General features: G+C 29.4%; 13 protein-coding genes. 6 read left to right on the top strand and 7 right to left on the bottom strand.

The features are described from left to right. Positions 1 to 45: 45 nt before the first annotated feature. From EL235_RS03280 to rseP, 6 genes are read left to right on the top strand one after another with little or no spacing between them, the layout of a single operon-like run. Positions 46 to 1,104: a quinone-dependent dihydroorotate dehydrogenase gene (locus EL235_RS03280; protein ID WP_039625840.1), complete on the top strand. Its 1,059-nt coding sequence runs from the start codon at positions 46 to 48 to the stop codon at positions 1,102 to 1,104. Beyond that, positions 1,101 to 2,354, top strand: a complete 1,254-nt coding sequence (locus EL235_RS03275) for a M16 family metallopeptidase (RefSeq protein WP_039625839.1) — start codon at positions 1,101 to 1,103, stop codon at positions 2,352 to 2,354. Before EL235_RS03280 ends, EL235_RS03275 begins: the two co-directional genes overlap by 4 nt. Next, positions 2,344 to 3,240 (top strand): 4-hydroxy-tetrahydrodipicolinate synthase, encoded by an 897-nt coding sequence (gene dapA / locus EL235_RS03270; RefSeq protein WP_039625837.1) that lies wholly within the window; start codon positions 2,344 to 2,346, stop codon positions 3,238 to 3,240. The genes EL235_RS03275 and dapA overlap by 11 nt, the downstream gene beginning before the upstream one ends. Beyond that, positions 3,240 to 4,019 carry an enoyl-ACP reductase gene (locus EL235_RS03265; RefSeq protein WP_039618024.1) on the top strand — a complete coding sequence of 260 codons (780 nt, stop codon included), beginning with the start codon at positions 3,240 to 3,242 and terminating at the stop codon, positions 4,017 to 4,019. The genes dapA and EL235_RS03265 overlap by 1 nt, the downstream gene beginning before the upstream one ends. A 51-nt stretch (positions 4,020 to 4,070) precedes the next feature. Further along, positions 4,071 to 4,601, top strand: a complete 531-nt coding sequence (gene pgsA, locus EL235_RS03260) for a CDP-diacylglycerol--glycerol-3-phosphate 3-phosphatidyltransferase (RefSeq protein WP_039625835.1) — start codon at positions 4,071 to 4,073, stop codon at positions 4,599 to 4,601. A 1-nt stretch (position 4,602) separates the two neighbouring features. Continuing rightward, complete coding sequence (gene rseP, locus EL235_RS03255; protein WP_126340793.1) at positions 4,603 to 5,709, top strand: RIP metalloprotease RseP; 1,107 nt, start codon at positions 4,603 to 4,605, stop codon at positions 5,707 to 5,709. Here rseP and EL235_RS03250 read toward each other — a convergent pair. From EL235_RS03250 to tyrS, 7 genes are all read right to left on the bottom strand, one after another. After that, positions 5,706 to 6,536: a hypothetical protein gene (locus tag EL235_RS03250; protein WP_126340792.1), complete on the bottom strand. Its 831-nt coding sequence runs from the start codon at positions 6,534 to 6,536 to the stop codon at positions 5,706 to 5,708. The two genes, rseP and EL235_RS03250, sit on opposite strands and share 4 nt — an antisense overlap. A gap of 12 nt (positions 6,537 to 6,548) precedes the next feature. Further along, on the bottom strand, positions 6,549 to 7,346 hold the full coding sequence (locus tag EL235_RS08070; protein WP_232017405.1) for a methyl-accepting chemotaxis protein: 798 nt from the start codon (positions 7,344 to 7,346) through the stop codon (positions 6,549 to 6,551). Between the two features lie 550 nt (positions 7,347 to 7,896). Then, positions 7,897 to 8,400: a PAS domain-containing protein gene (locus EL235_RS03240; protein WP_069106954.1), complete on the bottom strand. Its 504-nt coding sequence runs from the start codon at positions 8,398 to 8,400 to the stop codon at positions 7,897 to 7,899. 60 nt (positions 8,401 to 8,460) lie between these two features. After that, positions 8,461 to 10,296, bottom strand: coding sequence for a bifunctional tRNA (5-methylaminomethyl-2-thiouridine)(34)-methyltransferase MnmC2/FAD-dependent 5-carboxymethylaminomethyl-2-thiouridine(34) oxidoreductase MnmC1 (gene mnmC / locus EL235_RS03235; RefSeq protein ID WP_039625829.1), 1,836 nt, complete (start codon positions 10,294 to 10,296; stop codon positions 8,461 to 8,463). Then, positions 10,293 to 12,284: an N-acetylmuramoyl-L-alanine amidase family protein gene (locus EL235_RS03230; protein ID WP_126340791.1), complete on the bottom strand. Its 1,992-nt coding sequence runs from the start codon at positions 12,282 to 12,284 to the stop codon at positions 10,293 to 10,295. The genes mnmC and EL235_RS03230 overlap by 4 nt, the downstream gene beginning before the upstream one ends. Beyond that, positions 12,277 to 13,374: a nitronate monooxygenase gene (locus tag EL235_RS03225; protein ID WP_126340790.1), complete on the bottom strand. Its 1,098-nt coding sequence runs from the start codon at positions 13,372 to 13,374 to the stop codon at positions 12,277 to 12,279. The genes EL235_RS03230 and EL235_RS03225 overlap by 8 nt, the downstream gene beginning before the upstream one ends. Then, entirely contained in the window at positions 13,374 to 14,576 is a 1,203-nt protein-coding gene (tyrS, locus tag EL235_RS03220; protein WP_126340789.1) for a tyrosine--tRNA ligase, read from the bottom strand. The genes EL235_RS03225 and tyrS overlap by 1 nt, the downstream gene beginning before the upstream one ends. Positions 14,577 to 14,584: the final 8 nt, after the last annotated feature.

Raw genomic sequence — 14,584 nt, 5'->3', positions numbered from 1 at the left:
TCATTTTTTTAGTACAATATGCTATTTTGTAAAAAAAGGAAAAATATGACCTATGAAAGCTTAAAACCTTTAATATATAAATTAGATCCAGAAAATGCTCATGCCTTGGCTGAATTTAGTATGCGAACACTAGATTGTATATTTCCTGGGGGGCTTAGTTTTTTTGCAAAAGATTACGTAGTAAATGATGAAATTTTAAATCAAGAAATTTTTAATCTAAATTTTTATAACCCTGTGGGCTTAGCAGGTGGCTTTGATAAAAATGCCACAATGATAAGACCACTAAGTGCTTTAGGTTTTGGCTTTTTAGAATATGGAACTTTCACCCCAAAACCTCAAAATGGTAATGAAAAACCTAGACTTTTTAGACTTGTTGAACAAGAAAGTATTCAAAATGCTATGGGTTTTAATAATAAAGGTAAAGATGCTATCGCAAAAGAAGTAAAAAAAGTCTATCCATTTAGCATACCTTTAGTAGCAAATATAGGCAAAAACAAAATCACTCCAAATGAAGAAGCTATTAATGATTATATTATTTTATTAAAAGAGTTTAAAGATTTGTGTGATTTATTTGTGATTAATATATCCTCTCCAAATACCAAAAATTTAAGAGATTTACAAAGTGAAGAATTTGTAAGTACTTTATTTAACCAAGCAAAAGAAATCACGAATAAACCAGTTATTTTAAAAATTGCTCCGGATATGAATATAGACAGCGCAATTTCACTTTGCAAAAGCGCTATTAGTGCAAAAGCTGATGGTATTATCATGGCAAATACTAGTATAGATTATTCTTTGATTGATAATGCAAGAACTTTTGGTGGAATTAGCGGTAAATTAATCACTCAAAAAAGTGCGACATTTTTTAAAGAAGTGGCTAAAGAAATTTATCAAGATACTATTTTAATAGCAAGTGGAGGTATAGATAGTGCCCAGCTTGCTTATGAGCGCATTAAAAACGGGGCTAGTTTGGTTCAAATTTATACAGCTATGATTTTTAAAGGGCCAAGCATTGTTAAAAATATCAATCAAGGTTTAATTGAGCTTTTAAAACAAGATGGTTTTAATCATATTAGTCAAGCTATAGGAGTTAATTTTAAATGATTAATTATAAAAAAATCACCCTTGAAAATGAACTTGAAATTTATACTTTACCTGTAAATAAAAAAAGCGGAGTTATAAGTGTAGATATTTTTTATAAAGTTGGCTCAAGAAATGAAAAAATGGGAAAAAGTGGCATAGCTCATATGCTTGAACATTTAAATTTTAAAAGTACAAAAAATTTAAAAGCAGGTGAATTTGATGAAATAGTCAAAGGTTTTGGTGGAGTGGATAATGCAAGCACGGGCTTTGACTATACGCATTATTTTATAAAATGCTCTAGTGAAAATTTAGATAAGTCTTTATGGCTTTTTGCTGAATTAATGCGTAATTTAAATTTAAAAGATGATGAGTTTCAGCCTGAAAGAAATGTAGTTTTAGAAGAAAGGCGTTGGAGAACTGATAACAATCCTTTGGGATATTTGTATTTTAGATTATACAATCATGCCTTTTTACACCATCCATATCACTGGACTCCGATAGGCTTTTTTAAAGATATACAAAATTGGAAAATAGAAGATATACAAGATTTTCATCAAACTTTTTATCAACCTAAAAATGCTATTTTGCTTGTGAGTGGTGATATTAACGAAGATGAAGTATTTACTTTAACTAAAAAACATTTTCAAGATATAAAAAATACCAAAGAAATCCCTATAGTTCATGAAAAAGAACCTGAGCAAGATGGTGCTAAACGTGTGATCTTACACAAAGAAAGCGATACGCAATTATTAGCACTTGCATATAAAATTCCTGCATTTAATCACGAAGATATGCCAAAACTTTGTGCATTAAGCGAACTTTTGGGAAATGGAAAAAGTTCTTTAATAAGTGAAATTTTAATTGATAAATTAGAACTTATCAATGAATTTTATGCTTATGCAAGTGAAAATATAGATGAGAATTTATTTATATTTATTTGTGTTTGCAATGAAGGTATAAAAGCAGAAGATGTTGAAAAAGAGCTTTTAAAAATTCTTGAAGATGTAAAAAATGCTAAATTTGATGATACTATCATGGAAAAAATAAAAAATACCGTAAAAAGTGATTTTATTTTTTCATTAAGCAATGCAAGTAGCGTTGCGAATATTTATGGATCTTATCTTGCCAAAGGCGATTTAAAACCTTTGCTTGATTATGAAAAAAATATAGAAAATTTAAGTAAAGATGACTTAATTCATTGTGCTAAAAAATACTTCAATGAAAACAAATCTACTACAATAATCTTAAAAAGGGGTGAAAATGGACAATAAAATCATCATAGGAGCAATGACGGCTTTAATAACTCCATTTAAAAATGGAAAATTAGACGAACAAACTTACCACAAACTCATCAAAAGACAAATAGCAAATGGAATTGATGCAGTAGTACCTGTTGGAACAACCGGAGAAAGTGCCACCTTAACCCATGAAGAACATAGAATCTGTATAGAAATAGCATTAGATGCTTGCAAGGGAAGTTCTTGTAAAGTTTTAGCAGGAGCAGGAAGCAATGCTACACACGAGGCTGTAAGTTTAGCTAAATTTGCACAAGAACACGGAGCTGATGGTATTTTAAGCGTTACTCCATACTATAACAAACCCACACAAGAAGGTTTGTATTTACATTATAAAGAAATAGCAAAAAGCATAGATATACCTGTGCTTTTATATAATGTCCCAGGAAGAACAGGTTGTGAGCTTCAAACAGAAACTATTATAAGATTATTTAGAGATTGTGAAAATATTTATGGAATAAAAGAAGCTAGTGGGAGCATTGATAAATGCGTTGATTTATTAGCACATGAACCTAGAATGATACTTTTAAGCGGAGAAGATGCAATTAATTATCCTATACTTTCAAATGGCGGTAAAGGTGTGATTTCAGTTACTTCAAATTTACTTCCTGATATGATTTCAAAATTAACTCATCTAGCTTTAGAAGAAAAATACATTGAAGCCAAAAAAATCAATGATGAGTTGTATAATATCAATAAAATTTTATTTTGCGAAAGCAATCCTATACCTATTAAAGCGGCAATGTATATAGCAGGTTTAACCCCTACTTTAGAGTATCGTTTGCCACTTTGCAAACCTAGTGATTGCAATTTAGCAAAAATAGAAGCAATTATGAAAAACTATAACATAAAAGGATTTTAATGGATACTTTTTTTCAAAATAAAACTTTAGTAATTAGTGGTGGAACAAGAGGGATTGGTAAAGCTATTGTATATGAGTTTGCAAAAGCGGGAGCTAATGTAGCTTTTACTTATAACTCTAATGCAGATTTAGCTCAAGAAATTGTAAAAGATTTAGAAAATAATTATAAAATTAAAGCTAAAGCTTATGAGTTTAACATACTTGAACCAGAAACTTATAAAGAATTATTTGAAAAAATCGATCAAGATTTTGACAGAATAGATTTTTTCATCTCTAATGCTATTATCTCAGGTCGTGCTGTTGTTGGCGGATATACCAAATTTATGAAATTAAAACCTCGTGGAATAAATAATATTTTCACAGCAACTGTAAATGCATTTGTAGTTGGAGCACAAGAAGCAGCAAAAAGAATGGAAAAAGTTGGTGGAGGTAGTATATTATCTATTTCTTCAACAGGAAATTTGGTACATATTGAAAACTATGCTGGTCATGGTACCGCAAAAGCAGCGGTAGAAGCTATGGCAAGATATGCTGCAACTGAACTTGGCTCTAAAAACATCCGTGTCAATGTAGTAAGTGGTGGACCGATTGACACTGATGCGCTTAAGGCGTTTACAAATTACGAAGAAGTTAAAAATGCAACTATTAATCTTAGCCCGCTAAACCGTATTGGACAGCCTCAAGATTTAGCTGGAGCATGTTTATTTTTATGTTCTGACAAAGCAAACTGGATCACAGGCCACACTTTAATCGTAGATGGTGGTACAACTTTTAAATGATTCATTACCCCATTTTGGGGTATTTTCTTTAAACACAAGGATTAATAAACAATGAATTTACCTAATATCTTAGCATTTATAAGGATATTATTAGCCCCTCTTTTATTTTTTTTGCTTATTAATGATTTTGATAATATTCATCCTAGTTGGGTAAATTATTTTGCTTGTGTTGTTTTTGGCATAGCTGCCTTGACTGATTTTTTTGATGGTTATATCGCAAGAACTTGGAATCAAACTACAAAGCTTGGATCCATCATAGATCCACTAGCTGATAAAATGCTTGTTTTAGCTGCTTTTTTGGGATTATTGCTTACCCAAAAAGCTGATCCTTGGATAATTTATATTATTTTAGTAAGAGAGTTTTTTATAACCGGTTTTCGAGTGGTTATGGTGAGTGAAAAATTTGATGTAAGTGCATCTTTTGCAGGTAAAATAAAAACAAGCTTTCAAATGATAGCCATTATATTTTTAATCATGCAATGGCCTTTTGCTAATACATTGCTATTTATTGCCTTAGTACTTACACTTTATTCAGCTTTTGAATACATACTAGCTTACATAAAACATTTAAAAAAGGTATAATTTGAAATCATATTTATTTTTATTTATTATCTTAGCTATTGGCTTTAAATTTTACTCTTTTAGCTTTTTAATAACACTTTTAGTTATATCTTTTTTAATTTTTTTTCACGAGCTAGGACATTTTTTAGCTGCAAAGCATATGAGGGTTGATGTAGAAATTTTTAGCATAGGCTTTGGAAAAGCTATTTTTAAAAAAACTTACAAAAACACAGAATATCGCTTATCTGCTCTACCTTTTGGTGGTTATGTTAAACTTAAAGGACAAGATGATTTAAATCCTAGTGAAAAAAATTACGAACCAAATAGCTATAATACTCTAAGTCCTCTAGCTAGAATTTACATACTTTTTGCAGGGCCATTTTTTAATTTCCTTTTAGCATTTTTGCTTTATATAGCCATAGGTTTTTTAGGTGTGCAAAAACTTGCGCCTATTATTGGAAATATAGCACCAAACTCAGCTGCACAAAAAGCAAATTTACAAATTGGAGATAAAATTCTAGCTATAGATGGAGTTAAAATCCAAAGCTTTGAAGAAATTGGCAAACTTGTACATATAAAACCAACCTTACTTAGTATAGAACGCGATAATAAACCCATCAACATCACCCTAACCCCGCAAATTGATCAAGGTTATAATGAGTTTTATCAAAAAGTTCAAAAGCCTTTAATTGGTATAGCACCTAAGGGTGAGTTTGTTACTATTTATCATCCAGGAATTAGTAGTTTAAAATACGCTTATGAAGAAAGCGTAGAGGCTTCTTTGCTCATTTTTAAAGGACTTACTAAAATCATCAGCGGGGAGTTAGATGCTAAAAATATGGGTGGAATCATCACTATGGTTGATATAACCTCCAAAGCAGCAAATACTAGCATAGTAGTTTTATTTTTAATCACAGCTTTAATCTCTATCAATCTTGGGGTACTAAATCTACTTCCTATCCCAGCACTTGATGGAGGGCATATATTATTTAATCTTTATGAGCTAATTTTCAAAAAAGAAGTTCCAAAAGTATGTTTTGAATATCTTAGTTATTTTGGCATGGCTTTGCTTTTAAGTTTAATGGTGTTTGTAACTTATAATGATATTACTCGTTTTATGGCTAATTAATAAGTCCTAGTAGCAAAATCATAACGGTTAAATTCACCTATATTGTTTTTACGATAAAAACTATTATAAAATTGCTTACTTAAACTTTGCTCATAATTTAGTCTAAATCTTACCCACATTGCTGTTTGATCTTTAATACCGGTTTTTTCATCTTGATAATTAAGTGATAAATCCAAAATAGAAATTGGAGAATAAGTAATATTATAGTGATTTTGCAGTTCCTTTATATTAGAATTAATATTTAAAATATTTAAATAAGGTAAATCAAATACAACACCAAGCTCTGTACTATCATCACTATCGTTTTCTTTGATCTTATAATGATTAGCATATGCTTTAAAATAGTGACTAAATTGTAATTCAGCACCAAAGCTATTTTTTGTGTAAGCTTCTTTGTATTGATCATTAAAATAGTTAAAACCGAAATTAAATTCATTAAATGTATAACGATTGATAAGTCCCAAAGAATAAGCCTGTTCTACTTGACCTATTCTTGCTTGTTTTTCCAAAAGCAAAGTAGCATTATTATAATCTAATATCGAATTGATATTTTTTATATTTACATTCAAAGCACTATAGTCTAAATTAGCTTCCGTTTTATCTTTAGAGCTTAAATTTAAAACTTGGCCTAAAGACTTGCTAGCAAAGGATCCAAAATCCATATTTTGATTTTGGTATTCTTGTGGTTTTTGAAAAAATACTTGTTTAGAAACCATATTTGTCTTTTGTTTTTTAGTAGCATTTACCTCGCTTTCACTTAAACTTTCTTCTAAACTTAAAGCAAACACGTTTATACATATACAACTTAAAAAAATGTATTTTTTCACTCAACCTCTCATTTATATGTATTTTTTGTATTCTATTTCGCTTATCATCCTTTCATTTATATCTTGAATTTGCTTAATCCAAACATAAATATTTTTTTCTTCTTGTATTAATTGATTATTTTTTATACAACTAAACAATTTCTCGATACAAGAATTTAAATCTTGGTTTAAAACAAAAATATTATTTTGAGTATCAAATTTAGCTAAATTATTATCTTCTATATATTCTACTTTAGAATTAATAACACAAGAACATGCCAAGTATGTTTTCAAACAACATTCTAAATAAAGTAAAATTTTATTAGTATCCATGCTTGTTTTAGAAATTTCATCTAATAAAATTTTAGCATTTTCATCAACACCTGTGAAAACTTTTTGAAATTCTTCTAAACTTGAATTAGAATTTTTAGCAACTCTATAGGCTTCGTTTGTAATATCTTTAATATTGCCCATTTGTTCTATTAACGCTTTAATCATCACAGAAATTTCTTTAGCTGCAACTTGGGTTTTTTCAGCCAAAGCTCTAACCTCATCAGCAACCACAGCAAAACCTCTACCATGCTCACCTGCGCGAGCGGCTTCAATCGCAGCATTTAATGCCAAAAGATTTGTTTGCTCTGTAATATCTTCAATAATACCTATAAAAGAAGATACACTATTAATTTGCTGAGAAAAAGCATCTATTAAAGTATGAATTTGTCCTATATTTTCACCTAAATTTGCCAAATCATCTGAGATTACCTGTGCGTTTTTAGCACTTTTTGAAGAATGAATAGAAATGTCATTTGCCTGTTCATATACATCATGCATAATATCTGCAGTATCATTAAGCTTTGTATTAATCAATGCTAATTCTTTTTGCAAAGAATCTGACATACTCTTGGATACATTTTCTACAATAATACTTCTTGTGGATAAATTTTGGGTTTTTTCAATTTCTAAGGTTGCCTCATTAATAACCTTGGCATTATATTCAAAAGCACCAACCAAACCCTCAAGTCTTGCTTTTCTATAGAATCTTTGCTCTTTGACAGCTAAAATTGCGTTAAGAATTTCTCTATTAAAAGCTTCAATTTGATCTGCTAAGTCATTAACAACCCAGCCCAACTTACCTACTCCAGATTTTGGAACAGGTATATGAGTTACCCTAGCTTCTAAATTTCCTTTTGCAAGATCATTTAAAACTGAAGCTGCTCTCAATACTTCTTTATTTCTGTAATAAGCACTAGCAAGTCCAAATAATACTACTAAAGTTCCCAGTATGCAAAATACAAACCCAAATATTTTACCTTCTAGTATTTCTAAAATAGCCATCAAACAAAACAAAAATAAGGCAAAATAGTTTACCAGTTGATTAACACTATATTGATAAAACCATTTCTTCATAACTCATTCCTTTGGCATTTAAAATTTCCTCAAACATCTTTCTTGAAGCTTTTTTACCACACTTTTGTTCTTCAAGTAAAAGCTCTTTATATAATCTCTCTATTTTTTCAATAGCCTCTCTTTTAGGATTTAAGCGCATAGAATGATACCCCATAACCTCTCCATTAGAATCAAAAGAAGGAGTTATAAAAGCTAATACCCAATAGAATGAGCCATCTTTAGATAAATTTTTTACATAAGCAATAACCTCTTTTTTATTTTTAATACTCTCCCAAAGAATTTCAAAAACAACTTTAGGCATATCAGGATGACGAATTATATTATGGGGTTTACCCAAAAGCTCTGATTCTTTATATCCTGATAAAATCATAAAATTTCTATTACAATAAACTATTCTTCCAGTTTTATCGGTTTTTGAAATAATAATTTGCCCATCATTGAAAAATTTCTCATTTAATGTAGGTTGAATTTTTCGCATATACTCTCCTTGTTTGCAATACATAAGGATATACGAACAAAGTGAAGTGAAAATGAAATTCTAATTTTTTCCTTTTTTTAGCTGACGGATTAAAAATCTCGCAGGATGTAAAGCGTATAAAAACTCTTTTTCTATGCTTGGTTCATTAAAAATCAAAGAAGTAATAATTCTAGAAGATATAATAGCACTAGCAAAAGCTCTAGATCCATGAGCAATAGAAAAATACAAAGGAATAAAATCATTTGGCGCTACTTGACTTTTATTTTTATGCCATAAAAGTGCTTTATAATTTTGCATATAAAAATTTTCATCATAAGCTTGACCTATTATGGCAAATCTATCACTAGAATATGATCTAAATCCTACTTTTCCACCCATAATTTCTAAATTTTCATCATGCAAAAACTCTTTTATATTTTCAATATTTTGCAAATCATCGCTTTTTAAAAGTGTTGTATCTTGATTAAGCCTATCATAACTTGCACCAATAAGTTGCAAATTTAATTCTTCATTGACAGGACAAATATAACCTTTTGAAGATAGAGCATGAATATTTTTTAAAAATGGTTTTAAATGAGTACACTGACCTCTAACGCTACTTAATTTCATATATTTATACTCTAAAAAATTTTTAATATCAGCACCTTGAGCATAAATTAACACATCATAATTTTTTAATGTTTTTTTATTGTTAAATCGCAAAGAAAACTTTTCATTTTCATAAGAATAATCTTTAAATTCATACTCAAAAAACATCCTAGCCTTGCTTTTTTGCAAAAGCGTTTTTACAAGCTCTTTGGGCTTTATACATGTTCCATCTTTTAAAAAGGCTTGGTTGTTAATAATTTCAAATAAAACATTATCTTTTTGACTATCAAAACGCTCTTGCATAAGCTCATTATGAGCAAATTCATAAACCCCTTGTGGAATTAAATTTAAAATTTGCCTATAAAATCTACTAGACTCTAAAAAAGCATATTGTGAAAACTCACCCAATAATACATCAGGTTTTAAAATCAAAGAGCTTAAAATTCCATTGATATTTCCAGAAGCACCCTTGCCTAATGAATTTTCTTTTTCAAAAACATCTACTTGGATATTTCTTAAAGAAAGCTCATAAGCTATACTAGCTCCAGCTATACCTGCTCCGATGATGGCTATTTTTTGTATTTCTTTTTTCAAACACGGGGTGTTAAAATAAGCAAATTTATCTTCAAAATCAAGGCCATTAAAAATAGCCTGTATCATTTCTCTTTTTCTAAAACCTTTGATCTTTTGTACTTGAAAATTATTATTAATTAAAGCTTTTTTTAAAATACTTGCAGAAGAAAAGGTCAAAACCTTGGCATTTATTTTTGAATTTTTAGCAACTTTTTTTATAATGTCCCCATCAAACATCTCTTGATTTTTGGCAGGTGCAAAACCATCTAAATACCAAATATCAGCTTTAAAGTCTAAATTTTGCAATTTTTCTTTAGCATCACCAAATACCAAATCTAAAAAGCAATCTTGAAAATAAAATCTATAAACTCCATCTTTACATGGGGGATAAAATTTTAAAAACTGCTCTAAAAGCTCTTTAAATTCCTCATAAAAACCAAGGTTTTTATAAATTTCTCTTAATTTATCTTTTTCTATATAAAAATTTTCAAAACTAAGATAAAATAATCTTTGGTTTTCTTTTTTTTCCTTTATAAAACGCTTTAAAGTAAGGAAAAAATTTAAACCTATACCAAAACCAAGCTCTGCGATGATAGTTTGTTTTGTTCGAAATTCAAAAGCATTAGTATAGACAAATTCACTTTCGCTTAAACCATCGCTAGAATTAAAATAATAATCATCAAAATCCAAAGAAAAAGGTGCATTGTTTTTAATGATAATATTTGCTTTTTTCATTGATTTTTATAAAAATAACTCTCTATGCCATTGGCAATACCAATAGCTAATAATTCTTGAAAATTTTTATTTGTTAATCTATTTCTTTCGCTAGGATGGCTAATATAACCTGTTTCAATCAATATAGCAGGCATTTGCGCACCCACTAAAACCCAAAAAGGAGCTTCCCTAACCCCACCATCAACAACTTTATATTTTTTTCTTACATTGCTTAAAATCTTTTTTTGCACATCAATAGCCAATTTATTTGAAGCAACTATTTTTTCACGATTTAAAAAATTTAAAAAGGTTTGTTTAGAAAAATAATTCATCTCTTCAAAATCTGATTGATTTTCTAATTCAGCAGCCTTTTTGCTTCTTTCGCTTCTCGCAGGAGATAAAAAGAAAGTTTCAATACCCTCAAGAGTTTTAGCTCTTTGTTTATTTGGAGCTGCATTAGCATGGATAGAAATAAACAAATCTGCCATTTTTTCATTAGCCATAGAAGTTCTATCTCTTAAATTTATAAATTTATCTGTGCTTCTAGTATAATAAATTCTATATCCACGTTTTTTAAGCTCATTACCAAGTTTTAAAGCTACACTTAAAACTACATCTTTTTCTCTAACACCCTTATCACCCAAAGTACCCGGATCTTTACCTCCATGACCTGGGTCAATTACTATGATTTTCCCCGATTTTTTAATAGTAGTTTTTGTTGCTTTTGAAGTAGTTTTTGTCGGTGTTTTTTTGACCTTTTTTTCAAACCCTATAAACAATTCTTCATTGTCTAAATCAAGATTAGTTTTAAAATCACTAGTAGAATTTAAAACAACTCTTACTGTAGTTTTATTAAACTGCACTATTGTGATGGATTGATTTTTGTTGATATCTATTTTTTTTCTATCACCTTCTAAAATAGCTTCAAAGCTTACAATAGAGCGATATATTTTACCATCTTTAAAGGAATTGATTTTAATATCCTCAAAATCAATATCGTTATTTAATTTTAAATTAACACCATTTTTATCTTTACTTGATTTTATAATATATAAAGGCTCATTTTTAACAACTTCTTTTTTAACTTCTGTTTTTTTAATCTCATTTTGTTTTTTAACTATAGATTTGGATTCTTCTTTTTTTTCTATTTTTTCAAGTCCCATAAAAAAACTTTGATCTTTAAGCTCTATTTTGATCTTTAATTCTTTTTTTGAGCTTAAAACCAAACGCATGCTTGTTGAATCAAATTGCGACACGATAATATCAAAATCTTTAAATTTAAAAGTTCTCTTAGGACCTTTTAAAATTCCATCAAAATCTGCAACATAACGAAAATTCTTATCGCCTTTGAGAGTAAAGTTTTTAATGTCTTTTTGGCTGATTTTTTCACTTAAATCAAGTAAGATACCATTGTCTAATTTTTTAACATCAAGCACAAAAAGCTCTTTTTGCGCTGGAGTTTTTTTATCTTCTTTTTTATCTTCTTTTTTATCTTCTTTTTTATCTTCTTTTTTATCTTCTTTTTTATCTTCTTTTTTATCTTCTTTTTTATCTTCTTTTTTATCTTCTTTTTTATCTTCTTTTTTATCTTCTTTTTTATCTTCTTTTTTATCTTCTTTTTTATCTTCTTTTTTATTAATAGGTAATGTGGTATTAGTTTCAATTTTTGATTGTTCTTTTTTTATTTTTTGATCTTGTATGACTTTTAAAGCATTTTTTAAACGTGCAATTTCTTCTTCACTTACCCCACTTTCTTTAAGCTCTTGCACATAAGCTTTATCATCAAAACCTAAAGAATTTGAACTTATGATTAATCTTTTTAAAATCTCATTTTTTTCTTCATTATTATCATTAATCACACTTTGTATATACAAAGATTTTAACTGCTGGTGTAATTGTAATTTTTCTTCTGAATTAGAAGTTAAAAAATTTTGATCAAATTTCTTAACTTCCACATTAGCAAAAACACTAAAACAAAATAATAAAAAAATAAAAAATATTCTAAGCATCTTCACCATTAACTAATTTTTTCATTAGTTCTTCTACACTAATAAGCTTATCTAGTCTATATCCATTAGCCCCTGTAAAAAATAAGCCTGTTTCTTTTTTACCGCTCCAAGCATCATATAATCTATCTGCTATACAATAACCTACTTTAGTAGCTTCCTTACCTCTACCACATGGTGCAACACAATTACTCACGCAAGAAATTTTCGGTCCCATTCTTTTATCAACTAAATTTAAAAGATTAGTTCTTACTCCTCTTGCAGGATAGCCGACTGGAGATTTTAAAAGCTCAATATCTTCTTTTTTACAATCAAGCAATACTTGTTTAAAATCATCGCTCGCATCGCATTCAAAAGTTCCTATAAAACGAGTTCCCATTTGAACGCCACTTGCCCCTAAAGACATCATTTTTTCTATATCTTGCTTATCCCAAATTCCACCCGCAGCAATTAATGGTATATCTCCCCAGTTTTTAATTTCTTGCGCAACTTGTGGTACTACATTTTCTAATTGATATTCATCCATTAAACATTGCTCATAAGTAAAACCTTGATGTCCTCCGCTTTTTGGTCCTTCAACTACAACTGCATCAGGCAAGCGATTATATCTACTTTGCCATCTTTTACAGATAATTTTTAAAGCTTTAGCTGATGATACAATAGGTACCAAAGCAACATCAGGATAATCTTGTGTGAATTCAGGTAAATTTGTAGGAAGCCCTGCTCCTGAAATTATTACATTAAAACCAACTTCACAAGCATTGCGTGCAATTTGTGCATAATTATTACTTGCATATAAAATATTACAGCCCAAAGGTGCGTCTTTACAAACCTTTCTAGCATTATCTATCAAAGCTTTTAAGCCTGCTTTTGAGTAAAAATTATCACTACCATAAGGCTTTGCATTAAACTCTTTGTCTATATGTGTTCTATTTTCATAATATCCAGTTCCTACTGAAGAAATAATTCCTAATCCACCATTTAAAGAAACCGCAGAAGCAAGTTTGTCCCAACTTATACCAAGTCCCATACCACCTTGAAAAATAGGATATTTTATCTCATGCTTTCCAATTTTTAAAGCTTTAAAACTCATCATATTACCTTTAATTTTGCAAATTTTCTTTTTCCAACTTGTAAAATATATTCACCGCTTTCTAGTTGGCATTGTTCATCTTGAACTTTTTCTCCATTAACACTTACTGCATTAGAATTAATCAATCTTCTAGCTGCTGAAGTAGAACTTTCCATTTTACACTCTACTATAGCTTTTGCAAGCCAAATACTACCTTCTAAGGCAAAACTTGGCATATCACTAGGAAGCTCTTTTGCACTATGGACTTTATCAAATTCTTCCTTAGCTTTTAAAGCACATTCGCTTGAGTGAAAACGTGCAGTAATTTCCAAAGCTAAATTTTCCTTAGCTTTTTTAGGATGTAATGAACCATTTTTAATATCATCTTTTATTTGTGAAATTTCATTTAAGCTTTTTTCACTTAAAAGCTCATAATATCTAAACATCAACTCATCACTTATACTTAAAACCTTAGCATACATATCTTTAGCATCTTCTGTTACACCGATATAATTTCCTAAGCTTTTACTCATTTTATTTACGCCATCAAGGCCTTCAAGCAATGGCATCATCATCACCGCTTGTTCTTTTTGGCAATTATATACTCTTTGAAGCTGTCTACCCATTAAAAGATTAAACTTTTGATCCGTTCCGCCCATTTCTATATCACTTTTTAATGCAACACTATCATAACCTTGTAAAAGTGGATATAAAAACTCACAAATTGATATAGGACTTTGTTCTTTAAAACGCTTGGTAAAATCATCTCTTTCAAGCATTCTAGCAACACTAAAAGTCGAAGTAAGTTCTACTATACCAGCAGCACCAAGTTCATTTAGCCATTTAGAATTAAAATGAATTTGAGTTTTACTTGGATCTAAAATCTTAAAAACTTGCTCTTCATAGGTTTTGGCATTTTTAAGCACTTCCTCTTTATCAAGCTTTTTTCTTGTGGCACTTTTTCCTGTTGGATCACCGATTTGAGCAGTAAAATCACCTATTAAAAACTGCACTATAGCTCCATGCTTTTGAAGTAAAGCCATCTTACTTAAAACTACAGTATGACCCAAATGCAAATCAGCAGCCGTAGGATCAAACCCAGCCTTTACAAAAAAATTTTCACCTTTTTCATAGTAATTTTTTACTAAAGAAACCAATCTTTCCTCATCAATAATTTCTGCTATTCCTCGTTTAATTTCTTTAATAATTTCCTCAATATTCATTATAAAAC

This window comes from Campylobacter lari, assembly GCF_900638335.1.
GTDB lineage: Bacteria > Campylobacterota > Campylobacteria > Campylobacterales > Campylobacteraceae > Campylobacter_D > Campylobacter_D lari_E.
This window is presented reverse-complemented; position numbering and strand designations above follow the sequence as displayed.